Annotated in this window: 20 protein-coding genes; 12 read left to right on the forward strand and 8 right to left on the reverse strand. The window is 61.5% G+C overall.

The annotated features are described in order from the left end of the window. Positions 1-7 precede the first annotated feature (7 nt). From ftsA to lpxC, 3 genes are all read left to right on the forward strand, one after another. Entirely contained in the window at positions 8-1255 is a 1248-nt protein-coding gene (gene ftsA, locus ACSQ17_RS14655) for a cell division protein FtsA (RefSeq protein WP_090251236.1), read from the forward strand. Positions 1256-1302: 47 nt separating this feature from the next. Further along, a complete protein-coding gene (gene ftsZ, locus ACSQ17_RS14660; protein WP_233683765.1) occupies positions 1303-2490 on the forward strand; it encodes a cell division protein FtsZ in 1188 nt (395 codons plus the stop codon). A gap of 112 nt (positions 2491-2602) precedes the next feature. Then, a complete protein-coding gene (gene lpxC, locus ACSQ17_RS14665; protein WP_233683766.1) occupies positions 2603-3514 on the forward strand; it encodes a UDP-3-O-acyl-N-acetylglucosamine deacetylase in 912 nt (303 codons plus the stop codon). A gap of 80 nt (positions 3515-3594) precedes the next feature. On the opposite strand, the gene ACSQ17_RS14670 is transcribed toward lpxC, so the two are convergent. Beyond that, positions 3595-4050, reverse strand: coding sequence for a DUF721 domain-containing protein (locus ACSQ17_RS14670; protein ID WP_233683767.1), 456 nt, complete (start codon positions 4048-4050; stop codon positions 3595-3597). A gap of 81 nt (positions 4051-4131) precedes the next feature. On the opposite strand from ACSQ17_RS14670, the gene ACSQ17_RS14675 reads away from it, so the two are divergent. From ACSQ17_RS14675 to ACSQ17_RS14705, 7 genes are all read left to right on the forward strand, one after another. Continuing rightward, on the forward strand, positions 4132-5058 hold the full coding sequence (locus tag ACSQ17_RS14675; protein WP_233683768.1) for a M23 family metallopeptidase: 927 nt from the start codon (positions 4132-4134) through the stop codon (positions 5056-5058). Between the two features lie 117 nt (positions 5059-5175). Next, the gene (gene secA / locus ACSQ17_RS14680; protein WP_436069404.1) at positions 5176-7908 is read left to right on the forward strand and encodes a preprotein translocase subunit SecA; all 2733 of its coding nucleotides are present in this window, start codon (positions 5176-5178) and stop codon (positions 7906-7908) included. Positions 7909-8048: 140 nt separating this feature from the next. Continuing rightward, entirely contained in the window at positions 8049-9266 is a 1218-nt protein-coding gene (gene argJ / locus ACSQ17_RS14685; RefSeq protein WP_436069405.1) for a bifunctional glutamate N-acetyltransferase/amino-acid acetyltransferase ArgJ, read from the forward strand. A gap of 126 nt (positions 9267-9392) precedes the next feature. Continuing rightward, positions 9393-10025, forward strand: a complete 633-nt coding sequence (locus ACSQ17_RS14690; protein ID WP_436069406.1) for a glutathione S-transferase family protein — start codon at positions 9393-9395, stop codon at positions 10023-10025. Then, complete coding sequence (locus ACSQ17_RS14695) at positions 10022-10963, forward strand: Nudix family hydrolase (protein WP_436069407.1); 942 nt, start codon at positions 10022-10024, stop codon at positions 10961-10963. Before ACSQ17_RS14690 ends, ACSQ17_RS14695 begins: the two co-directional genes overlap by 4 nt. A gap of 69 nt (positions 10964-11032) precedes the next feature. Then, positions 11033-12136, forward strand: coding sequence for an HPP family protein (locus ACSQ17_RS14700; RefSeq protein ID WP_233684510.1), 1104 nt, complete (start codon positions 11033-11035; stop codon positions 12134-12136). An 8-nt stretch (positions 12137-12144) separates the two neighbouring features. Continuing rightward, positions 12145-13038 carry an RluA family pseudouridine synthase gene (locus ACSQ17_RS14705; protein ID WP_436069408.1) on the forward strand — a complete coding sequence of 298 codons (894 nt, stop codon included), beginning with the start codon at positions 12145-12147 and terminating at the stop codon, positions 13036-13038. On the opposite strand, the gene ACSQ17_RS14710 is transcribed toward ACSQ17_RS14705, so the two are convergent. From ACSQ17_RS14710 to ACSQ17_RS14725, 4 genes are all read right to left on the reverse strand, one after another. Beyond that, the gene (locus ACSQ17_RS14710) at positions 13035-13619 is read right to left on the reverse strand and encodes a cob(I)yrinic acid a,c-diamide adenosyltransferase (protein WP_436069409.1); all 585 of its coding nucleotides are present in this window, start codon (positions 13617-13619) and stop codon (positions 13035-13037) included. The genes ACSQ17_RS14705 and ACSQ17_RS14710 overlap by 4 nt on opposite strands. A 2-nt stretch (positions 13620-13621) precedes the next feature. Next, complete coding sequence (locus ACSQ17_RS14715; protein ID WP_436069410.1) at positions 13622-15640, reverse strand: sensor histidine kinase; 2019 nt, start codon at positions 15638-15640, stop codon at positions 13622-13624. An 85-nt stretch (positions 15641-15725) separates the two neighbouring features. Then, entirely contained in the window at positions 15726-16634 is a 909-nt protein-coding gene (locus ACSQ17_RS14720; protein ID WP_436069411.1) for a putative 2-dehydropantoate 2-reductase, read from the reverse strand. Positions 16635-16646: 12 nt separating this feature from the next. Beyond that, positions 16647-17609: a response regulator gene (locus ACSQ17_RS14725; RefSeq protein WP_436069412.1), complete on the reverse strand. Its 963-nt coding sequence runs from the start codon at positions 17607-17609 to the stop codon at positions 16647-16649. Between the two features lie 152 nt (positions 17610-17761). Here ACSQ17_RS14725 and ACSQ17_RS14730 point away from each other — a divergent pair, with 152 nt between their 5' ends. Together ACSQ17_RS14730 and ACSQ17_RS14735 are read left to right on the forward strand one after the other, a co-directional pair. After that, entirely contained in the window at positions 17762-18241 is a 480-nt protein-coding gene (locus ACSQ17_RS14730) for a YajQ family cyclic di-GMP-binding protein (RefSeq protein WP_436069413.1), read from the forward strand. A 99-nt stretch (positions 18242-18340) separates the two neighbouring features. Continuing rightward, on the forward strand, positions 18341-19171 hold the full coding sequence (locus tag ACSQ17_RS14735; RefSeq protein ID WP_436069414.1) for a mechanosensitive ion channel family protein: 831 nt from the start codon (positions 18341-18343) through the stop codon (positions 19169-19171). 27 nt (positions 19172-19198) lie between these two features. On the opposite strand, the gene ACSQ17_RS14740 is transcribed toward ACSQ17_RS14735, so the two are convergent. The 3 genes from ACSQ17_RS14740 to ACSQ17_RS14750 all read right to left on the reverse strand — a co-directional run bounded on the left by ACSQ17_RS14740 (position 19199) and on the right by ACSQ17_RS14750 (position 22223). After that, on the reverse strand, positions 19199-19912 hold the full coding sequence (locus ACSQ17_RS14740; RefSeq protein WP_436069415.1) for a lipopolysaccharide kinase InaA family protein: 714 nt from the start codon (positions 19910-19912) through the stop codon (positions 19199-19201). Between the two features lie 74 nt (positions 19913-19986). After that, a complete protein-coding gene (locus tag ACSQ17_RS14745) occupies positions 19987-21525 on the reverse strand; it encodes an AmpG family muropeptide MFS transporter (protein ID WP_436069416.1) in 1539 nt (512 codons plus the stop codon). Positions 21526-21833: 308 nt separating this feature from the next. Next, positions 21834-22223 carry an MGMT family protein gene (locus ACSQ17_RS14750; RefSeq protein ID WP_436070490.1) on the reverse strand — a complete coding sequence of 130 codons (390 nt, stop codon included), beginning with the start codon at positions 22221-22223 and terminating at the stop codon, positions 21834-21836.

Consider the following 22223-nt stretch of genomic DNA (forward strand, 5'->3'; position numbering starts at 1 on the left):
AAGAGCCATGGCAAACGTGCAGAGCGGCAAGATGATCGTCGGCCTCGACATTGGCACCTCCAAGGTGGTGGCGTTGGTCGGTGAAGTAAATGCGGACGGCCAACTGGAAATCGTCGGCATCGGCACTCATCCGTCGCGCGGTTTGAAGAAGGGCGTGGTGGTGAATATCGAATCCACCGTGCAGTCGATTCAGCGCGCCGTGGAAGAGGCCCAGCTGATGGCTGGTTGCCGTATCCACTCCGCGTTCGTCGGTGTAGCCGGCAATCACATCCGTAGCCTCAATAGCCACGGCATCGTCGCCATCCGTGATCGTGAAGTCAGTCCGGCCGACCTTGAGCGTGTACTGGATGCCGCCCAGGCCGTGGCCATCCCAGCGGACCAGCGTGTGCTGCACACCCTGCCGCAGGATTACGTGATCGATAACCAGGAAGGCGTACGTGAGCCGCTGGGCATGTCCGGCGTGCGTCTGGAAGCCAAGGTGCACGTGGTGACATGTGCGGTGAACGCGGCGCAGAACATCGAGAAGTGCGTGCGTCGCTGCGGCCTGGAAGTCGACGACATCATCCTTGAACAACTGGCCTCGGCCTATGCCGTGCTGACCGACGACGAGAAAGAACTGGGCGTGTGCCTGGTCGATATCGGCGGCGGCACTACCGACATCTGCATCTTCACCGAAGGCGCGATCCGCCACACCGCGGTAATCCCGATTGCTGGCGATCAGGTCACCAATGACATCGCCATGGCCCTGCGTACACCGACCCAATATGCCGAAGAGATCAAGATTCGGTATGCTTGCGCGCTGGCCAAACTGGCCGGTGCTGGCGAAACCATTAAGGTGCCGAGCGTCGGTGATCGTCCGCCGCGCGACCTCTCGCGTCAGTCCCTGGCCGAAGTGGTCGAGCCGCGCTACGACGAGCTGTTCACCCTGATTCAGGCCGAACTGCGCCGCAGCGGCTACGAGGATCTGATTCCGGCCGGGATCGTCCTCACTGGCGGCACAGCGAAGATGGAAGGAGCCGTCGAGCTGGCCGAAGAAATTTTCCATATGCCGGTACGCCTGGGCGTGCCGCAAGGTGTCAAAGGATTGGCCGACGTAGTGCGCAACCCCATCTATTCCACAGGTGTAGGCCTGCTGCTGTATGGACTGCAAAAGCAGGCCGACGGCATCTCCATGTCTGCACTTGGCAGCTACAGCGATGAACCTAAACAACCTGTGCTGGAACGGCTGAAACGCTGGGTCCAGGGCAATTTCTGATTTTGCAGTAGGCGTTACAAAACTAGAAAGTAAAAAGGAGAGGGAAAATGTTCGAACTCGTAGACAGCGCTCCAGCAAGTGCAGTTATCAAGGTGATCGGCGTGGGCGGTGGCGGCGGCAACGCAGTCAACCACATGGCGAAGAACAACATCGAAGGCGTCGAGTTCATCTGCGCCAACACCGATGCTCAGGCTCTGAAAAACATCGGCGCACGTACCGTACTGCAACTGGGTACTGCGGTGACCAAGGGCCTGGGCGCCGGTGCCAATCCGGAAGTCGGCCGTCAGGCGGCTATGGAAGACCGCGAGCGTATCGCTGAGGTGCTGGCCGGCACCGACATGGTCTTTATCACCACTGGCATGGGCGGCGGTACCGGTACCGGTGCGGCGCCAGTCATCGCTCAGGTGGCCAAGGAAATGGGCATCCTCACCGTTGCGGTGGTGACCCGTCCGTTCCCGTTCGAAGGCAAGAAGCGTATGACCATTGCCGAGGAAGGTATTCGCGCGCTGTCGGAAAGTGTCGACTCGCTGATCACCATTCCGAACGAAAAACTGCTGACCATTCTCGGCAAAGACGCCAGCCTGCTGTCGGCTTTCGCCAAGGCTGACGATGTACTGGCCGGTGCCGTGCGCGGTATCTCCGACATCATCAAGCGTCCAGGCATGATCAACGTCGACTTCGCCGACGTGAAAACCGTGATGAGCGAAATGGGCATGGCGATGATGGGTACCGGCTGCGCCAGCGGTCCGAACCGTGCACGTGAAGCCACCGAAGCTGCCATTCGCAACCCGCTGCTGGAAGACGTCAACCTGCAAGGCGCGCGCGGCATTCTGGTGAACATCACCGCCGGTCCTGACCTGTCCCTGGGTGAGTACTCCGACGTGGGCAACATCATCGAGCAGTTCGCCTCCGAGCATGCCACCGTCAAGGTCGGCACCGTGATCGATCCGGACATGCGCGACGAGCTGCACGTGACTGTGGTTGCCACCGGTCTGGGTGCGCGTATCGAGAAGCCAGTCAAGGTTATCGACAATACTGTGCAAGTTTCTGCTAGCACTGGCGGCAACGCCGCAGCCCCGGCGCGTGCCGAGCAAAGCGTCAATTACAAGGACTACGAGCGCCCGACCGTTCAGCGTCAAAGCCACAGTGGCGCGGCCACTGCAGCCAAGCTGAACCCACAGGATGACCTGGATTACCTGGACATCCCGGCGTTTCTGCGTCGTCAGGCTGATTGATGAAATGTATCAGGAGTATTGGGGTGATTGGTGTTCAGCAAAGGCCGGTTCTGCTATCATCGCCGGCCATTGTTGAAAACAATTCGCAACTAGTGCTATAGCGGCCAAAGCCATGATCAGACAACGCACCCTGAAGAACATTATCCGCGCCACTGGCGTCGGCCTGCATTCCGGGGAGAAGGTATACCTGACCCTGAAGCCGGCACCTGTGGACACCGGTATCGTGTTCCGTCGTACCGACCTTGACCCTATCGTGGAAATTCCCGCGCGAGCAGGCAATGTCGGTGAAACCACCATGTCGACCACGCTGGTCAATGGTGATGTCAAGGTGGATACGGTAGAGCACCTGCTTTCGGCCATGGCTGGCCTGGGCATCGATAACGCCTACGTCGAGCTCTCCGCGTCCGAAGTGCCGATCATGGATGGCAGTGCGGGTCCCTTTGTATTCCTGATTCAATCGGCGGGCCTGCAAGAGCAGGAAGCCCACAAGAAGTTCATCCGCATTCTTCGTGAAGTCACGGTAGTCGAGGGCGACAAGCGCGCCACCTTTGTGCCTTTCGAGGGATTCAAGGTGACCTTCGAGATCGATTTCGATCACCCGGTCTTCCGCAATCGCACCCAGTCGGCCAGCGTTGACTTCTCCAGCACCTCGTTTGTGAAGGAAGTCAGCCGTGCGCGTACGTTTGGTTTTATGCGTGATATCGAGTTCCTGCGTTCGCAGAACCTGGCACTCGGCGGCAGCGTGGACAACGCCATCGTGGTAGACGAGTTCCGCGTGTTGAACGAAGACGGCCTGCGGTATGAGGACGAGTTCGTCAAACACAAGATCCTCGATGCGATCGGCGACCTCTACCTGCTGGGCAACAGCCTGATCGGTGAGTTCAAGGGCTTCAAATCGGGGCATGCGCTGAACAATCGCCTGCTGCGTACCCTGATCGAGCAGACCGATTCGTGGGAAGTTGTCACCTTCGACGATCCCAACACCGCGCCAATCTCTTACATGCGCCCGGTTGCGGCCGTGTAACGCAACACCCTCCTTCTTTACTTTCAAAGGCCACCCTCGGGTGGCCTTTTTTATGCCCGAGTGTTGGCTCGTTTGAAGGTCTACTGCTCGCTTTGGCGATGCTTGGCCAGGCGTTCAAGGGCGGCGCGTAGCTTGGGATCGCTGATGCTGTCGGCGGTCGCCTGGATGTTTTCCGCGGCGCTGTCGGAGAGGCTGATTGTGCGACCCGCAGCACGCCTTTCGGCAGTCGGAGGTTGCACCTTGAACAGAATCTTCGTTAAGGTCGCGAACTCTTCGAGTGCCTGCAGTTGTTTCAACAAGCGTTTTTGTTGATAGCGCAGGCGCGTGGCCCAGTGGCCATCGGTGATGATCAGCAGCAGGCAACCCTCGCGCCATGACGCTACATGGCAGTGTTCGCGAGCAGCCGGCTGCAGCTGGCTTTCCACCAGGTGCTGCAGACGATCAATGCGTTGCGCTTGATTGAACAGTGCCTTCAGGGGTTTCGCTTCGCGCAATAACGCGGCGGGAGCTTTGGCCGGCAAAGGACGAAAAGTCATGGCAGGACGCCTGAAAAAGTGAAGCCGCCATGGTAGCAGAGTCGCTGTTGCTGACTGACGCTTCACCACGAGGGGAAGGCCGTGCAGATTATCTTACTCAGTCGGCACCACGGTGCTGCGCGTTCGCTTAGCCTGGACTTGCGTTGGCTGTTGTTGGCGTTCGTCCTGTCCCTGGCGGCCGCGTTGGGCGGCGGGGTCGCTGTGGGTGCCTGGTGGGCACCGGCGACCGTAGCGGTGCATGACGACACACAACTCAATCAGGTGCTCGATCAGCAACGTGCCGAAGTCGGCGAGGTGCGGCGCGATGCCCAGCGTCAACTGGATGCCTTCGCGGTACACGTGGCCGAATTGCAGGCCCGTCTGACCCGTCTGGATGCTTTGGGTGCGCGGCTCACCGAGCTGGCGGATCTGGATGCCAGCGAATTCGACTTCTCCCTCAACGTGGGCCAGGGTGGTGCCGAGGATGCGCTGGGTGACGCGGCTTATGCGCCGCCACCGTTCATGGATGAGCTGGATCAACTCAGTCTGCGTCTGGACAGCCGCGAGCAGCTGCTGGAGGTGCTTGAGCAACTGATCGGCGAGCGCCAGTTGAACGAGGCCGAGTACCTGTCCGGCATGCCGGTGCGTCATGGATACATGTCTTCGCCCTTTGGCCGTCGTGTGCACCCGCTGACCGGGCGCAACACTCAGCACAAGGGCGTCGATTTTGCCGCCAAGCCGGGTAGTGATGTGGTGGCAGTGGCCGCAGGCGTGGTGAGTTTTTCCGGTAATCGCTCCGGTTACGGACATACCGTGGAAATCAGCCATGCCGATGGTTACACCACGCTATACGCGCACAATCAGAGCAATCTGGTGCAAATCGGTGATCTGGTACAGCGCGGGCAGACCATTGCGCGGGTCGGTCGTAGTGGCCGCGCCAGTGGCTACCATGTGCATTTCGAGGTCAGCAAGAAGGGGCGCCTGGTCAATCCAGCCAGCTATATCGCCCGCGTGAGCGACGTCGAATAACGTAGCTTTCCTCATTCGCATTTCCGAGTAGAATGCCCGCTTCGCACGCAGCCATGAAGGCTGCATGGGTCGCTGTTCGGTGCCCCTCAATCCATACGCCTGGAAGATCCTGTCGATATGTTTGCGCCTTTGTTGAAGAAACTCTTTGGAAGCAAGAACGAGCGTGAAGTCAAACGCATGCTCAAGGCGGTTCAGGCCGTCAATGCCTTCGAGGAGCAGATGCTTGCTTTGTCCGATGAGCAATTGCGTGCTAAGACGGCGGAGTTCAAAGCCCGTCTGGCCAAAGGCGAAACCCTTGACCAACTGCTGGCCGAAGCCTTCGCAGTCGCTCGTGAAGCGGGCAAGCGGGTGATGGGCATGCGTCACTTCGACGTGCAGCTGATCGGCGGTATGACCCTGCACGAAGGCAAGATCGCCGAGATGCGTACCGGTGAGGGTAAGACCCTGGTGGCGACTTTGGCGGTGTACCTCAATGCACTGTCCGGCAAGGGTGTGCACGTGGTAACGGTCAACGACTACCTGGCCCGCCGCGACGCTAACTGGATGCGTCCGCTGTATGAATTCCTCGGCCTTTCGGTGGGCATTGTTACTCCGTTTATGCCGCCGGAAGAAAAACGCAGTGCTTATGCGGCCGATATTACCTACGGTACCAACAACGAATTCGGCTTCGATTACCTGCGCGACAACATGGCCTTCAGCCTGGAAGAAAAATTCCAGCGCGAGCTGAATTTCGCCGTAATCGACGAAGTTGACTCCATTCTGATCGACGAAGCACGCACCCCGCTGATTATCTCCGGCCAGGCTGAAGACAGCTCGCGCCTCTACACCGAGATCAACAAGCTGATTCCGCGCCTCAAGCTGCACATCGAGGAAGAAGAGGGCGTGGTGACTCAGGAAGGTCACTACAAGGTTGACGAGAAATCCCGTCAGGTCGAGTTGAACGAAGCCGGTCACCAGTACGTTGAGGAAATGCTCACCGAAGTTGGCCTGCTGGCCGAAGGCGAGAGCCTCTATTCGGCGCACAACCTGGGCCTGCTGACTCACGTGTATTCGGGCCTGCGTGCGCACAAACTGTTCCACCGCAACGTCGAATACATCGTGCAGAACAATCAGGTGCTGCTGATTGACGAACACACCGGCCGTACCATGCCGGGTCGTCGTCTGTCCGAGGGCCTGCACCAGGCCATCGAAGCCAAAGAAGGCCTGCCGATCCAGGCTGAGAGCCAGACTCTGGCCTCGACCACCTTCCAGAACTACTTCCGCCTCTACACCAAACTGTCCGGTATGACCGGTACAGCGGATACCGAAGCGTTCGAGTTCCATCAGATCTACGGTCTGGCGGTGATCGTCATCCCGACCAACCGTGCTCTGGCGCGCAAGGACTTCAACGACCTGGTCTACCTGACTGCGGACGAGAAGTACGCGGCCATCGTCACCGACATCAAGGAAAGCATGGCCCTGGGCCGTCCGGTGCTGGTCGGTACGGCCACCATCGAAACCTCCGAGCACATGTCCAAGCTGCTCAATCAGGAAGGTATTGAGCACAAGGTGCTCAACGCCAAGTTCCACGAGAAGGAAGCCGAGATTATTGCCCAGGCTGGTCGTCCGGGTGCGCTGACCATCGCCACCAACATGGCCGGTCGTGGTACCGACATCCTGCTGGGCGGTAACTGGGAAGTTGAAGTGGCCAACCTGGAGAACGCCACACCTGAGCAGATCGCGCAGATCAAGGCCGACTGGCAGAAGCGTCATCAGCAGGTAATCGAAGCCGGCGGTCTGCATGTGATTGCCTCCGAGCGTCATGAATCGCGCCGCATCGACAACCAGCTGCGTGGCCGTGCCGGCCGTCAGGGTGACCCGGGCTCCAGCCGCTTCTACCTGTCGCTGGAAGACAACCTGATGCGCATCTTCGCCTCCGATCGGGTGAAGAATTTCATGAAGGCCCTGGGCATGCAGTCCGGTGAAGCCATCGAGCACCGCATGGTCAGCAACGCCATCGAAAAAGCCCAGCGCAAGGTTGAAGGGCGTAACTTCGACATGCGTAAGCAGTTGCTGGAATTCGACGACGTGGCCAACGAGCAGCGCAAGGTGATCTACCACATGCGCAACACGTTGCTGGCGGCCGACAACATCGGCGAAACCATCGCCGAGTTCCGTCAGGAAGTGTTGGATAACACCATCAACGAGCACATTGCCCCGCAGTCGCTGCCAGAGCAGTGGGATATCGCCGGCCTGGAAGATGCGCTGTACAGCGGCTTCAACCTGCGTCTGCCGGTTCAGCAGTGGCTCGACGAAGACGACAAGCTGTACGAGGAAACCCTGCGCGAGCGCATCCTCGACGAGTTGCTCAAGGCTTATAACGAGAAAGAAAACGAAGCCAGCGCCGAGGCCCTGCGTACCTTCGAGAAGCAGATTCTGCTGCGCGTGCTGGACGACCTGTGGAAAGACCACCTGTCGACCATGGACCACCTGCGTCACGGTATCCACCTGCGTGGTTATGCGCAGAAGAACCCCAAACAGGAATACAAGCGCGAGTCCTTCACCCTGTTCCAGGAGCTGCTGGAGTCGATCAAGCGCGACACCATCCGTGTCTTGTCGCATGTGCAGGTGCGCCGCGAAGATCCGGCCGAAGAAGAAGCCCGTCTGCGCCGCGAAGCCGAAGCGTTGGCCGAACGTATGCAGTTCCAGCATGCCGAGGCTTCGGCCCTGCTGCCGGAAGCCAGCGAGGAAGAGGGTGACCTGGCGGTGGCTACCGCACCCGTTCGCACCGAGCCGAAGATCGGCCGTAACGAGCCGTGCCCGTGCGGTTCCGGCAAGAAGTACAAGCACTGCCACGGTCAGGTCAACTAAGCCTGTCGTGTACCGAGGGTTGAGCCGACAGTGACGTTGGCTATGCTTGACCCCGCTTGATTAACGCCGCGAACGGTCTGGCCGCTCGCGGCGTTTTACCATCGCATTCAGATGTATTACCGCCTTAAGGAGCGTTCGCTATGGCTGTTGGTCTTGGCCCGTTGTCTACCCTGCACCCAGTTCCAGGTTTCGAATTGGGCATCGCTTCGGCGGGCATCAAGCGTCCAGGGCGCAAGGATGTGGTGGTGATGCGCTGCGCCGAAGGCTCCACCGTAGCCGGGGTGTTCACCCTCAATGCGTTCTGCGCCGCACCGGTGATTCTGGCCAAGAAGCGTGTTCAGGGCGGCGTGCGTTACCTGCTGACCAACACTGGTAATGCCAACGCCGGCACCGGCGAGCCGGGCCTTGCCAATGCTACGCGTACCTGCGCGGCGCTGGCCAAACTGACCGGTGTGGATGAGGGCGCGGTACTGCCGTTCTCCACCGGGGTGATCGGCGAGCCGCTGCCGGTGGAGAAGATCGAAGGCGCTCTGCAGGCCGCACTCGATGATCTGGACGAAAACCACTGGGCCGAAGCCGCCACCGGCATCATGACCACCGATACCCTGCCCAAGGGTGCCAGCCGCCAGTTCCAGCACGATGGCGTAACCGTCACCGTGACCGGCATCAGCAAGGGTGCTGGGATGATCCGCCCGAACATGGCGACCATGCTCGGCTACATCGCCACCGACGCCAAGGTCGCACGCAGCGTGCTGCAGGACCTGGTGCGCGACGCAGCGAACAAATCGTTCAATCGCATCACCATCGATGGCGATACCTCGACCAACGACTGCTGCATGCTGATTGCCACCGGCCAGGCCAAACTGCCGGAAATCAGCGAAGCCAGCGGTGAGCTGTTCGCCAAACTCAAGCAGGCGGTGCTCGAGGTCTTCATGGAAGTGGCGCAGGCCATCGTGCGTGATGGTGAAGGCGCGACCAAGTTCGTGACCGTACAGGTCAACGGCGGTGGCACGCACCAGGAGTGCCTGGATGTGGCCTATGCCGTGGCTCATTCGCCGTTGATCAAGACCGCGCTGTTCGCTTCCGACCCAAACTGGGGGCGCATCCTTGCTGCCGTCGGTTACGCCGGCGTGGCGCAGCTGGACGTGAGCAAGATCGACGTGTTCCTCGGTGAAGTGTGCATCGCCAGCAAGGGCTGCCGTGCGGCCAGCTACACCGAGGAGCAGGGCGCTGCGGTGATGGCCCGTGAAGAAATCACCATCCGCATCGAGCTGGGCCGCGGCGCGTGCAGTGAGACCATCTGGACCACCGACCTGTCCCACGAATACGTGAAGATCAACGCCGAATACCGCACCTGATCGGCCACGTCCCGGCTGTTTGACGGCCAGCATTCCCGTTGTTCATGCCTTCATGAACAACGGGAATTTGCTATTGCGCCAGTCGCCTTTTAAGGTCATTTGACCTTCCCACATCGAGTGCAGCCCATGTCACTTACTCTGGTTATCGGCGATAAAACCTATTCGTCCTGGTCGCTGCGTGCGGCGCTGGCCCTGGAGTTGACCGGTGAGCCCTATAGCGAACAGCTTATAACCCTGAACCGGCCTGACACCCGCGCGCGGATTTTGCAGCATTCGCCGAGCGGCAAGGTGCCGTTGCTGCTCAGTGAGGACGGGGCGATCTGGGATTCGCTGGCGATTGCCGAGTACCTGGCCGAGCGCTTCCCTGCGGCCCAGCTGTGGCCAGCCGCGCGCGATGCTCGCGCGTTGGCCCGCAGTGCCTGCGCGGAAATGCACAGCGGCTTTGTCGCGCTGCGCAGCCACTTGCCGATGGACCTCAAACGCACTCAAGCTTTGCCTGAGATCCCGGCCGATGCGCTGGCCGATATTCAGCGCATCTGCGCGCTGTGGGCCGAGTGCCGGCAGCGCTTTGCACAGGGCGGCGACTTTCTGTTTGGCCAGCCCACCCTGGCGGATGCCTTTTTTGCCCCGGTAGCCGCGCGTTTGCGCAGTTACCAGGTGGCACTGCCGGCGGACGCCAGTGCCTATGTCGCAACGATTTATCAGTGGCCGGCGTTTCAGCGCTGGTACCAAGCTGCCCAGGAGGAACATCTGGCGTGAAACGTATTCATGTAGCCGCAGCGGTGATTCGCGGGGTCGACGGGCAGATTCTGCTCGCCAAGCGTCCTGATGATAAGCATCAGGGCGGCCTGTGGGAGTTTCCCGGCGGTAAGGTCGAGGCCGCTGAAACGGTGCAGGCTGCCTTGGCCCGCGAGCTGGAGGAGGAGCTAGGTATTCGTCCCAGCGCTGCGCGGCCGTTGATTCAGGTGCGCCACGATTACCCGGACAAGCAGGTGCTGCTGGATGTCTGGGAGGTTTCGGCGTTTAGCGGTGAGCCGCATGGTGCCGAGGGTCAGCCGCTGGCCTGGGTCAGCCCGCGGGAACTGGGCGACTATGAGTTTCCGGCGGCCAACCGGCCTATCGTGGCGGCAGCGCGCCTGCCTGAGCGTTACCTGATCACCCCGGAAGGGTTGAGTGGGCCTGAGTTGCTGCGCGGTATTCAGGCTGCGCTGAAGAGCGGCATCCGCCTGTTGCAGCTGCGTGCGCCAGCGATGTTCGATGCGCAGTACCGCGACCTGGCTGTGGATGCCCTCGGTCTCTGTGCGGGCAAGGCGCAGCTGATGCTCAAGGGGCCGCTGGAGTGGCTGGGCGACTTTCCCGCTGCCGGTTGGCACCTGACGGCACAGCAGTTGCGCGAGTTGAGTGCGGCAGGGCGGCCGTTTCCGCCACAGCGCTGGCTGGCGGCGTCCTGCCACTCGGCGCAGGAGCTGGAGCTGGCCACGCAAATGGGCGTGGATTTCATCACCCTGTCACCGGTGCAAGCCACCCAAACCCATCCCGATGCGCAGCCGCTGGGTTGGGCGCAGGTAACCGAGTTGTTGCAGGGGTTCAACCAGCCAGCTTACCTGCTCGGCGGTGTGACCCCGGCCGATGTGGAGCGCGCCTGGCAGGCGGGGGCTCAGGGCGTGGCCGGGATTCGCGCGTTCTGGCCGCAGTAGCTGCCGGTGCAGGGCAAAGGGCGTTATAGTCGCGCCCTTAAATGGTGCGTGACGGGTGGGTAGTTGACGGTGCAAGGCATCAAGGCGTGGTTGAAGGGCTTCTGGCCGGCACCCATGGCGGTCAGCCTGAGTGAGCGCGGGCTCAGTTGTGTTGGCGCAGTACTGGGGCTGCTGTTCAGCGGCTGGCTCTGTCATGAGGTGCTGGGCAGTGCCAGCCCGTGGTTGATTGCGCCCATGGGCGCATCGGCGGTGCTGCTGTTTGCCGTGCCTGCCAGCCCGTTGGCCCAGCCCTGGTCGATCCTCGGCGGCAACCTGATTTCTGCCTTGGTAGGTGTCACCTGCGCGACCTGGCTCGGCCACCACGCCTGGGTAGCCGCGTTGGCCGGTGGTGCGGCGATTGCCGCGATGTTCGCCCTGCGCTGCCTGCATCCGCCAGGTGGTGCCGTGGCGCTGACGGCCGTGCTGGCCGGGCCGGAAGTGGCTCAGCTGGGCTATCACTTCGCCCTTTACCCCGTGGGGCTGAACTCCATCGGCTTGCTGCTGATCGCGCTGCTGTTCAATAACGCCCTGCGCCGTCAGTACCCGCATCGTCCGCTGGAGCACGGCAATGTGCACAAAACCCGTGATCCGTTGCCGCGTGATCGTCTGGGCTTCACCCCTGCGGACCTGGATGCGGTACTTAAGGCGCGTGGTGAGTTGCTTGATATCTCCCGCGAAGATCTGGAAGAAATCCTCCTGCAAACCGAAGCACGGGCCTATCAGCGCCGTTTTGGCGAGGTGCGCTGCGCCGACATCATGTCCCGCGATGTGCTGAGCTTGAGCGAGCAGGCCAGCCTTGCCGATGCGCGCACCAAGCTGCATGAGCATCGCCTCAGTGCCCTGCCGGTGCTCAACGCCGCAGGGCAGTTGCAGGGCATGCTGGGACTGCATGATGTGCTGCTGGCTGAACCCGAGAAGGCGACGGTGAGCAGTTGCATGCGCCGTCAGGCACCGACCTGTCGCCCTGAGTGGCCAGTGACTTACCTGTTGCAGACGCTTACTGATGCTGATGTGCACCAACTGCCGGTGGTCGATGAGCACCGCCAGTTGCTGGGCATCGTCAGTCAGTCGGATTTGCTGGCGGCGCTGTTTCGCCTGTCACTGCAGCCATCCCCTACGCCCGCTGGTGGTTGAATGCGTTTATGTCAGTAGATGCCCGTTCTCCCTCGAATATGCGCCCCAGCACCCTGCATTTGCCGCGCGGTAACTGGGCGACGGTGTTCGAGTGCCTGTGCGCGCATTTCCCGGCGATTGCCGCCGAGGTCTGGCAGGAGCGGATTGCCCGTGGCCGGGTGCTGGACGCACAGGGTCAGCCGCTCGGCATGGCTGCGGCTTATCGTGAAGGGCTCAAGGTGCATTACTTTCGCGAGGTCCCCGCGGAGACGCCGATTCCTTTCGAAGAAACCGTGCTGCATGTCGATGAACACCTGCTGGTGGCGGATAAACCGCATTTTCTGCCGGTGATGCCCGCCGGCGAATACGTCGAGCAGACGTTGCAGGCGCGCCTGGCCAAGCGCCTGGGCAATGCCGACTTGGTGCCGCTGCACCGGATTGATCGGCACACCGCCGGCCTGGTGCTGTTTTCCACCAACCGCGCCAGCCGGGGTCAGTACCAGGCGCTGTTTCGTTTGCGGCAGATGGACAAGTGCTACGAGGCGTTGGCGGCGGGTCTGCCACAGCTGGACTTTCCATTGTTGCGGGCGACGCGGCTGGAGGGCGCTGAGCCGTTTTTCCGCATGCAGGAAGTGGCCGGGGAGGCCAATACGGAAACGCGCATCGAGGTTGCCCAGCGTCTGGACGAGCACTGGCTGTACCGGTTGTACCCGGTGACCGGCAAAAAGCACCAGTTGCGCGTACACCTGGCCGCATTGGGCGCACCGATCCTCAATGATCCGTTCTACCCCGAGGTTACGGATGCACCGGACGCCCCGGACGACTACAGCAAGCCGCTCAAGTTGCTGGCTCGGGGACTGAGCTTTATCGATCCGCTAACCGGTCAGCCGCGTAGCTTCGCAAGCCAGCTCAGCCTGCTCTAGTTTTGCGTTTCTTTGGCAGCCGCCTGCCAGAGCACTTCATCGACTCCCTCGCGCTTGGCGATCAGCCGTGCGGCGACGAACAGCAGATCGGACAGGCGGTTGACGTAGGCCAGGCCGACGCCGCGAATCGGCTCCACCGCATTCAGGTGCTGGCAGCGGCGCTCGGCGCTGCGCGCCAGGCTGCGGCACACGTGAGCCTGGGCGATCAGGCGTGAGCCACCGGGCAGAATGAAATTCTCCAAGGGACCGACTTCTTCGTTCCAACGGTCGATGGCGGCCTCCAGGCGTTGGATTTCCGGGGCTTGCAGGGCTTGATAGTCCGGCATCGCCAGCTCGCCACCGAGATCGAACAGGCGATGCTGGCAGGGCGCGAGCACCTCGATGATCTCGCCCAGGCCCGGGCACTTGGCATGCTGTTCGGCCAGCTCAGCCAGCAGCAGGCCGATATGGCTGTTGAGGGTATCCACCTCGCCCATGGCATCCACCCGTGGGTGGTCCTTGGTCACGCGGCGGCCATCGGCCAGGCCGGTTTCGCCGGCGTCGCCGGTGCGGGTGTAAATCTTCGAGAGGCGGTAACCCATGTTCAGAGCCCTGTGTCGAGGTGGCTGGCGGTGAGTGGCAGGCGCAGGGTAAAGCAGGTGCCCTGGCCAGGCTTGGACTGCACCTCCATCTGCCCTTTGTGGTTGTTGGTGATGATGAAGTAGGACACCGACAGGCCGAGCCCGGTGCCCTGGCCGACCTCCTTGGTGGTGAAGAACGGCTCGAAGATGCGTTTGCGCACCAGCTCGGACATGCCCACGCCGTTGTCCTCCACCTGAATTTCCGCCCAGGGCGATGCCAGGCGCAGGCGTAGGGTGATCTGCCCGGGTTGGAGGTTGTCGGTGCGTTGGTGGATGGCCTGGGCGGCATTCTTCAACAGGTTGAGCAGCACCTGCTCCAGCTCGTTGGCGGTGGCCGGCACGGTGGGCAGGTTGTCGGCGAAGTCGCGCTGAATGCTCAGGCTCTTGAAGTCGAAGCTGTCGGTCAGGTCGAAGTCGTTGCTGGCAATTTCCACCGCCTGGTCGATCAGCGCCGGCAGGTTGCAAGGGGCCAACTGACGGTCGCTGCGGCGGCTGAAGTTGAGCATGTGGCTGACGATCTTTGCCGCGCGGCTGCCGGCCTGCTGGATGCCGTCGAGCAGGCGCGGGATCTCCCGGGCACTCAAGTAGCGGTCGATGGCTTGCAGGCTGATGCCGGCCTGTTCGGCTTGCTCGCGGTTCTTGTCCAGCTCGGCTGACAGACGCCGACGGATGTTCTGCACGTTGTGCAGGATGGCGCCCAGCGGGTTGTTGATCTCATGCGCCATGCCGGCGGCCAGGCCACCGACCGAGAGCATCTTTTCCGACTGCACCATCATCTCTTCCAGATTCAGGCGCTGGGTGATGTCGTCGATACGGATTACCACGCCGCGTCCGCTGCCGCCGCTCAATGGGTAAAAGGTCAGGGCAAAGTGGCGGGGCTGTTCATTGCTGCCCCAGGTGACCCGCTCGATCTTCTCCACCTGATGCTGTTCAACGGTGCGCTTGAGTTGCGGCAGGAAGGGTTTGAGCGGCGCGAAGGCGAGGAAGATGGGCTGGTTCAGCGCTTCGTCCAGGCGCGTGCCGGAGAGGCTGCTGGCTTCCTGGTTCCACTGCGTGACGTAGAGCTGTTCATCGAGGGCGATCAGCGCCGAGGGCATGGAGTCGATGATGCTGTTGAGGTAGTTCTGAAAGCCGGTGAGCTTTTTCTCGATCTTGCTGCGCACCTGCACTTCCAGCTCCAGCTTGCGGTTGGAGTGACGGGTTTCTTCGGCCAGGTGCTGGGCCTGGTCGAAGGCCTCCTGAGCGTCGTCGCGGGCGCGCTTGAGTTGCTGTTCACGGGCTTCGATGCGGATCAACATGGTGTTGAAGGCATCGGCCAGGCTGCCGATCTCGTCGGCGTTACCGCGGCGGGCGCGCAGGGCGTAGTTCTCTTCACGGGTGACCTGACGCGAGAGTTCTTCCAGGCGGCGGATCGGACGGGTGATCAGGCGCCGCACCTGGCGCGAGACGATCAGCCAGAGCAGTACGCTGAGGGCGAGAATCACCCCGCTGGCCGTCAGGGTGCCGGTGTAGAACACCCCCGGCAGCTCGCTGGAGGCCACCAGCAGCAGGTGCCCCGGATTGCCCGTAGTCTGCGGCAGCTCGACCAACTGGTTGATGCGAAACTCCTGATGGCGCCAGGACTCCACCTCTTCGATGCGCTGCGGCAGGCGCAGTTTGTCGCCGCGTTGCAGCTGCGCCAGGCTTTGCCCATTGCCGTCGTAGATCACTGCCGCGCGCAGGGGCGCGTAATCATCCAGGCGTTTGAGCAGGGCCTCTGCGGTTGTCGGTGAGCTGAGTGCCTGTTTGCTCAGCGGCGGGCTGGCAATCAGCCGGCCGAGGGTGTGCAGGGCTTGCGGGGCGACGCTTTCCTGGGAGATCCAGTAGGCGGCGCTGATAAAGGCCAGGTTGGCCACCAGCAGTACGGTGGCCAGCAGGGCCAGAAGGGCGACCAGCAGTTTGCGGCCAACCGGGAGGTTCTCAAGACGCTGACGCAGGGGCATGGCAGGGCGGGTCGTGGTGGTGAACGTGCAGGCAGGTTAGGGGCTGTTGCGGTGTGCGTGCAAGCGAGGAAAACCTCAACCAGCTTCAGTGGCTGGGCAGGCCGCGGCTGTCGAGGTGGGCCAGCAGTTGCGTGTGCAGGGCATGCACGTGCGGCAGGTGCAGCTGATGGCGTTGGGCGGCCTGACAGGCGTAGCCCAGCAGGTAGGCAATTTCCGTGCGGCGACCCTGGCTGACGTCCTGATGCATGGAGGAGTAGTTCAGCGCGGTGGCCTGGATGACCCGCAGCACATCCTCATGCAGGCCTTCGGCGGCGTTACTGTGGCCGCAGCGCTGTAGCAATTCGCTCAGTTCGCCGCTCAGGCAGGCAAGCTGCGCTGGGTGCTCGCGCAGTTCGCCATTGCGGCAGTCGTGCAACACCGTCAGCGGGTTGATCGCACAGTTCAGCGCCAGCTTGCGCCACAGTCGGCTGAGGATATCCAGGCTCCAGTCGTGGGCGATGCCGGCCTGGCGCAGGTCTGCCAGCCAGGCCGGTGGCTGCATGTTCTGTGGGTCGCCGAGCCAGGTATGGCCGTGGCCGGCAAACACCACCTGAAAATCAGCCTGACGAAAGGCGCCTTCGGTGCTGGAGGCAAATATGCAACGTGCCTGCGGCGCGACGCGGGCCACTTCGTCCTGGCTGCCCAGGCCGTTTTGCAGCAGCAGGATATCGGCATCAGGCGTCAGGCGAGGGGCCAGCTGCGCCACTGCGGGCGCGGCGTCATAGGCTTTGCAGGCCAGCAGCAGGTGCTGGATCGGTTGTGTATCCGCCACGGTCTGGGCTGCAATCGGGTAGTGCTGTGTCTGGCCTTGTTCGATCAAGGTCAGGCCGCCAGCCTGCTGGTAGCGGTGCAGGCGTTCAGCGTCGCGCAGCAGCAGCTGCACCGGGACGCCTGCACGGGCCAGGCGAGTTGCCCACAGGGTGCCGAGGCTACCCGCACCGAGAATGTGCCACATAGACGCTGCCGCTTAAGGCAAGGGCAGGCGCAGGGCAGTGACCCGGCCGCTGCTGTGTGACTCGGGCAGCAGTTTTTCCGCATGGCTGATGATCTGTTCGGGCGTGCAGGGCAGGCCCTTGGCGTCCAGCCCGACCAGGCTGATGCCGGCCTTGAGGCTGATAAAGCCTTCGCTGGTCTTGAAGGCCTTGAGGTTGATGCCGTCGTGCAGGCGTTTGAAGCTGCTCGGTGAGCATTCGTGCAGGTCGGTCAGCAGGGTAATCAGGCCGAAATGGCTTTCATCCAGGCGCACCAGAATATCCAGTGGCCGTACCAGCTGCTGCAGGCGACGGGCGACGCCAGTGAGCAGTTCGTTGTAGAACGTGTCGCCGTACTGCAGGTGCAGTTCGTGCATGTCCTGCAGGCCAATCAGCAGGTAACACAACGCACCGCCACGGGATTCGACCTGGCGCAGGCTGTCGAGGGTTTTCTGGTGCAGGTAGCGGCTGTTGCCCAGGCCTGTGAGTGGGTCGATCAGGTTGCGCTTTTCCAGGCTGGCGATGTTTTCCGTGAGCAGGCGGTTTTCCTGCAGCAGGCGCTGCAAGGTGTTGCACAGGCGATCGGCGGCATAGACCCGTGGCACCAGCTGCTCGTTCATCGCGGCTTTGCTGATGAAGTCATCGACACCGCTGTCGAAGGCTTCGCCCAGGACGTTTTCGCCTTCCTTGCCGGTGAGCAGGATGACGTAGGTGTAGTGGTGGGCCATTTCGTCGAACTGGCGCACCTGTACGGTCAGTTCCAGGCCGTTCATTTCCGGCATCAGCCAGTCTGCCAGGAGCACGCTGGCCGGACGCTGTTCGAGCAGTTTGATGGCTTCGGCGGCACTGCTGGCGAAACGCAGATCCTGATAGCCCGCCTGGCTCAAGGCGCGCCCGATCATGGCGCTGGAGAACTTGGCGTCATCGACGACCAAAATGCTCAGGTGGGGGTTAGGCATGGGGCAGGCTCGCTAGGGGGAAATCACAAGAGCCCGATACTTCGCCGGGCAGTGTTTGTTGCTACCGCTATATAATGGCCGGGTTTTTTTATCGTCAAGCCAGGCGTGTCCCATTCGTGATGCAGGGCGCGCCGTCTATCTGGAGCAAACCCATGCCTTCGTTCGACGTGGTGTCCGAGCTGGACAAACATGAAGTTACTAACGCCATCGACAACGCCATCAAAGAGCTGGAACGTCGTTATGACCTGCGCGGTAAAGGTAGCTTTGAACTGAAAGAGCTGACTGTCAACCTGACAGCCGATGCGGATTTTCAGTTGGAGCAGATGATCGAGATTCTCAAGCTGGCGCTGGTCAAACGCAAGATCGACGTGCAATGCCTGGAGTTCAAGGATGCCTATCCGTCGGGCAAGAGCGTCAAGCAGGAGGTGATTCTGCGCGAGGGCATCGAGAAGGAACTGGCGAAGAAGATCGTCGCCCACGTCAAGGACAGCAAGCTCAAGGTGCAGGCCGCCATTCAAGGCGAGCAGGTGCGCATCACCGGCAAGAAACGCGATGACCTGCAAGAGGCTATTGCTGCGCTGCGCGCCAAGGAATTTGGCATGCCGCTGCAGTTCAACAACTTCCGCGATTGAACCTTTGCTGCGTTGTAGCGTCGCAAGCAGCTCTATCCATCTGACCGCCATGGCTTGCCATGGCGGTTGCGTTTTATGCACAGGAAACAGGAGTCGCCCATGGAGATGAATGTCGAGCAATTGATCAAAGTGTCGGAGGCCTGGTTGCCTGTGATGCTGGAGTACAGCGGCAAGTTGACCCTGGCCTTGATCACCCTGCTGATCGGCTGGTGGCTGATTGGCAAACTCACCAACAGCATCGGCCAATTGCTGGCATTGCGTCAGGTTGACCGAGCGTTGAGCAGCTTTATCGGCAGCCTGGTGAGTATCGTGCTCAAGGTGCTGCTGTTGATCAGCGTGGCGTCGATGATCGGCGTGGAAACTACGTCCTTCATTGCCATGATCGGTGCGGCCGGTCTGGCGATTGGCCTGGCCTTGCAAGGCAGTCTGGCGAATTTTGCCGGCGGTGTGCTGATCATGCTGTTCCGGCCGTTCCGGGCCGGTGACTGGATCGAGGCGCAGGGTGTGGCCGGCAGTGTCGACAGCATTCAGATCTTCCACACCACCCTGAAAACCGGCGACAACAAGGTGGTGATCGTGCCCAATGGCAGCCTGTCCAACGGGCATATCACCAACTATTCACGCGAGAACAAACGGCGCGTTGATATCAACCTGGGGATCGATTATTCCAGCGATATCAAACAGGCCCGCGAAGTGCTGCTGAAGATTGCCGCTGACCCGCGGGTGCACCGCGACCCTGAGCCTGTGGTGTTTGTCACTGGGTTGGGGGATAACGCGATCAACCTGTCGCTGCGCGTCTGGGTGGCTACGGCGGATTTCTGGCCAGTGACCTTTGCCTTTACCGAACAGGCCAAGGAGCGCCTCAGTGAGGCCGGTATCGGCATCCCGTTCCCGCAGCGGGTGGTGCATTTGGTGCAGCAGGCGGGTTGAGCCCCGAGTGTCGAGGTAGCGCCGCCCTCAGGGGCGGCGTGCTCCGCAAAGCCGGGGGAAGGGCTGCCCCATGGCGGTCTGGTAGTGATTGATCAGAAACTGCCAATCACCCTCGTGCCACGGTGAGTGGCGGCGCAACTGAAGCATGTCATGCAGGGCCGCTTGCTTGCGATTGAGGCGACGGCGAGCCTTTTCCAGATCCAGCAGGGCAACCTCGCAGTTGCTTTCCTGTATGCGCACAAAGATATGTTTGGCATACATGCAGCCGTGTTGCAGGCGGGCTGTATGCAACTTGGCCAGGCATTCGGCGATGCCTTGCAGCAATTGCTGATGCTGGGTTTCGTCGCAGTGCTCGCGAGGATGCTCGAGATACCACTGATCGAGAGGCAGAAAGCCTTCTAGCGCCTTGGTTACTAGCAGCGCTCGCCAACCATCGGCCCCGCGCTCTGCGCCGCAGTAAACGATTTCTGGAACGGCGACCCCGGCTTTTGCCGCATTGAGCAGCGCATCGCGTTCACGCAGTACGGTGGGTCGACCCAGGGGGTATTGCAGGCTGCGGTAAGTGTGTCCCGCCTGCCTTTTGGCATAGAGCAACTGCCCTTGCACGGTGATGCGTTGCACACCGCTCTGGCCACCGCGGCGGTCATTGGGTTCTTCGACCCACTTACCCTGGGTTTGCCACCAACTGTTGAAGTCGTCTGATGGCGAGGTGTTGCGGGTGTTACTGCCGGTGGCGGCCATGATGTGTCCTTATCTGCATATCAATTACCAGCAAGACGCCTGCCATTGCGCCTGATATGCCATTGGGTGAGTTCTTATTGTTGTTCGATTGTCGCTGTTGCATCGCGCAGTTGCCCGCGCTCACGCCGCCATTGCAGCACAATCAGAATCAGTGTCGGGATGCCCAGCAGTGCGGTGGCCAGGAAGAACTGGGCGTAGCCGAGCTTCTCCACCATCACCCCGGAGTAGCCACCGATCAGGCGAGGCAGCAGCAACATGATCGAACTGAGCAGGGCATACTGGGTGGCGGAGAACTTCAGGTTGGTCAGGCTCGACAGGTAGGCGACGAAGGCCGCAGTGGCCAGACCCGCGCTGAAATTGTCAGCCGAGATGGTAAGGATCAGCATCTGCAGGTCTGCGCCCATGCCGGCGAGCATGAGGAACAGCAGGTTGGTCGCGGCTGACGCTGCGCCGCCGATAAACAGGATCGGCAGAATGCCGAAACGCACGATCAGCAAACCACCGAAGCCTGCACCAATCAGGGTCATGACCAGGCCGAAGAGCTTGCTGACGCTGGCGATCTGATCCTTGGTGAAGCCTTGGTCGATGTAGAACACGTTGGCCATTACGCCCATCACCGTGTCCGACATGCGGTAGGTGGCAATCAGTCCCAGCAGCAGAAAGGCTTGCCAGCGGTAACGCAGAATAAAGTCATTCACCGGCGTCAGCACAGGCGCCAGGCCACGGCGTCCCATGGACGACAGGCACATGGCAGTCAGGATGGTGTAGAGCAGGGCACGCAGGAAGGCGCGATCTTCCAGCAGCAGGTCGAGCAGGCTGGCCTCGCCGTTGACCAGGCTGGCGAAGTCGGTGTTGTAGAACTGGGTAAACATTGCCGGTACGGACACCAGCAACACGATCAGCACCACCACAGAGGCAATCTGGTGGCTGAAACCATAACGTGCAGCAGCCAGCTGGGTGCGCAGCGGCACATCAGGTTCGCGCATCCACAAGCTGGTGAGCAGGCCTGGCAGCATCAACAGGGCGAACAGCAGGTAGGTGCCGGCCCAGGCGCCATGCTGATAGAGCAGGGCGGTGGAGCCAAAGCCTTCGGCGAAGTACAGCGCGCCAGCGGTGGCCAGCAGTGCGGCGACCCGGTAGCCGGCCATGTAGCTGGCGGCCAGTGCGGCCTGGCGGGTGTCATCGACGATTTCCAGGCGGTAGGCATCGACGGCGATGTCCTGAGTGGCAGACGCGAAGGCCACCAGTACCGCCAGGGAAATCAGCCAGGTCAGATGGGTTTGCGGGTCGCACAGGGCCATGCCGGCCAGGCCAATGGCAATCAGTACCTGCGACAACACCAACCAAGAGCGGCGCCGACCAAGTTTGCCGAGCAGCGGCAGACGCCATTGGTCGAGCAGTGGCGACCAGACCCATTTGAAGGCGTAAGCCAGGCCGATCAGGCTGGCAAAACCGATGGTTTCACGGGCTACACCGGCCTCGCGCAACCAGACCGACAGGGTGGAAAACACCAGCATATAAGGCAGGCCGGCGGCGAACCCCAGCAGCAGCAGCACCAGTGTCGAGGGGCTTGAGTAGGCAGCAATGGCATCGCGCCAGCTTTTACGGGGCATTGAAGGGGTATCAGCCTGAGATTGACCTAATAAAGGGCGCACTCTAGGGTCTGTTACCGTTTTAGCGCAAGCCGCGTTGCCGCGAAAAATCTCGCCAGGCTAGGCGGAGGACGCAGGAAATGGCGTTCCCTTGCCAAGTCCTCCAACACCGCATGGCGAGATTTTGCGCGCAACCCGCAGGGCCGGGCCTGTTTTAGCGCGATGCGGCATTTCTCGACGGCTCATTTGAACGACCAAACTTCGCCTCTCGTGCCTTGCCTCGCGCTAAAACAGTCTCCGGCGCGGTCGCGATAAAACGGCAACAGACCCTACCCGCTGTGCTCCATTGGGCGCCAGCCGTAGCGCAGCATATCCACCCGATCGTTATGGATTTGCACGCCTTCCTCACGTAGACGGCTGCGTTGCTCCGCGCCGGACAGACTGCCTGCGGGCAAACTGAGGCGCCCGGCGGCGGCAATGACCCGGTGCCAGGGCAGGGTGCTGCCGTCCGGCAGTTGGCTGAGGGTGCGCCCGACCCAGCGCGCGGCGCGGCCTAAGCCTGCGTATGCAGCCAGTTGGCCGTAACTCACCACGCAGCCGGCTGGTATCTGCGCCAGCACCGCATAAAGCGCTGTGCGGCGTTCGGCCTGGCTTGCTGTCGGCTGGCCTGGCGCGGCATGCTTCGATCCCTGTTCTGGCTCGCTATCCGGCTTTCCCAT

It is taken from the genome of Pseudomonas sp. LjRoot71 (assembly GCF_964253255.1).
GTDB lineage: Bacteria > Pseudomonadota > Gammaproteobacteria > Pseudomonadales > Pseudomonadaceae > Aquipseudomonas.

What these genes read in the sequence shown, in the direction of transcription:
- ftsA (WP_090251236.1), top strand. Translation starts at nt 8, where the DNA reads ATGGCAAACGTGCAGAGCGGCAAGATGATCGTCGGCCTCGACATTGGC.
- ftsZ (WP_233683765.1), top strand. Translation starts at nt 1,303, where the DNA reads ATGTTCGAACTCGTAGACAGCGCTCCAGCAAGTGCAGTTATCAAGGTG.
- lpxC (WP_233683766.1), top strand. Translation starts at nt 2,603, where the DNA reads ATGATCAGACAACGCACCCTGAAGAACATTATCCGCGCCACTGGCGTC.
- ACSQ17_RS14670 (WP_233683767.1), bottom strand. Translation starts at nt 4,050, where the DNA reads ATGACTTTTCGTCCTTTGCCGGCCAAAGCTCCCGCCGCGTTATTGCGC.
- secA (WP_436069404.1), top strand. Translation starts at nt 5,176, where the DNA reads ATGTTTGCGCCTTTGTTGAAGAAACTCTTTGGAAGCAAGAACGAGCGT.
- argJ (WP_436069405.1), top strand. Translation starts at nt 8,049, where the DNA reads ATGGCTGTTGGTCTTGGCCCGTTGTCTACCCTGCACCCAGTTCCAGGT.
- ACSQ17_RS14690 (WP_436069406.1), top strand. Translation starts at nt 9,393, where the DNA reads ATGTCACTTACTCTGGTTATCGGCGATAAAACCTATTCGTCCTGGTCG.
- ACSQ17_RS14705 (WP_436069408.1), top strand. Translation starts at nt 12,145, where the DNA reads ATGTCAGTAGATGCCCGTTCTCCCTCGAATATGCGCCCCAGCACCCTG.
- ACSQ17_RS14710 (WP_436069409.1), bottom strand. Translation starts at nt 13,619, where the DNA reads ATGGGTTACCGCCTCTCGAAGATTTACACCCGCACCGGCGACGCCGGC.
- ACSQ17_RS14715 (WP_436069410.1), bottom strand. Translation starts at nt 15,640, where the DNA reads ATGCCCCTGCGTCAGCGTCTTGAGAACCTCCCGGTTGGCCGCAAACTG.
- ACSQ17_RS14720 (WP_436069411.1), bottom strand. Translation starts at nt 16,634, where the DNA reads ATGTGGCACATTCTCGGTGCGGGTAGCCTCGGCACCCTGTGGGCAACT.
- ACSQ17_RS14725 (WP_436069412.1), bottom strand. Translation starts at nt 17,609, where the DNA reads ATGCCTAACCCCCACCTGAGCATTTTGGTCGTCGATGACGCCAAGTTC.
- ACSQ17_RS14730 (WP_436069413.1), top strand. Translation starts at nt 17,762, where the DNA reads ATGCCTTCGTTCGACGTGGTGTCCGAGCTGGACAAACATGAAGTTACT.
- ACSQ17_RS14735 (WP_436069414.1), top strand. Translation starts at nt 18,341, where the DNA reads ATGGAGATGAATGTCGAGCAATTGATCAAAGTGTCGGAGGCCTGGTTG.
- ACSQ17_RS14740 (WP_436069415.1), bottom strand. Translation starts at nt 19,912, where the DNA reads ATGGCCGCCACCGGCAGTAACACCCGCAACACCTCGCCATCAGACGAC.
- ACSQ17_RS14745 (WP_436069416.1), bottom strand. Translation starts at nt 21,525, where the DNA reads ATGCCCCGTAAAAGCTGGCGCGATGCCATTGCTGCCTACTCAAGCCCC.
- ACSQ17_RS14750 (WP_436070490.1), bottom strand. Translation starts at nt 22,223, where the DNA reads ATGGGAAAGCCGGATAGCGAGCCAGAACAGGGATCGAAGCATGCCGCG.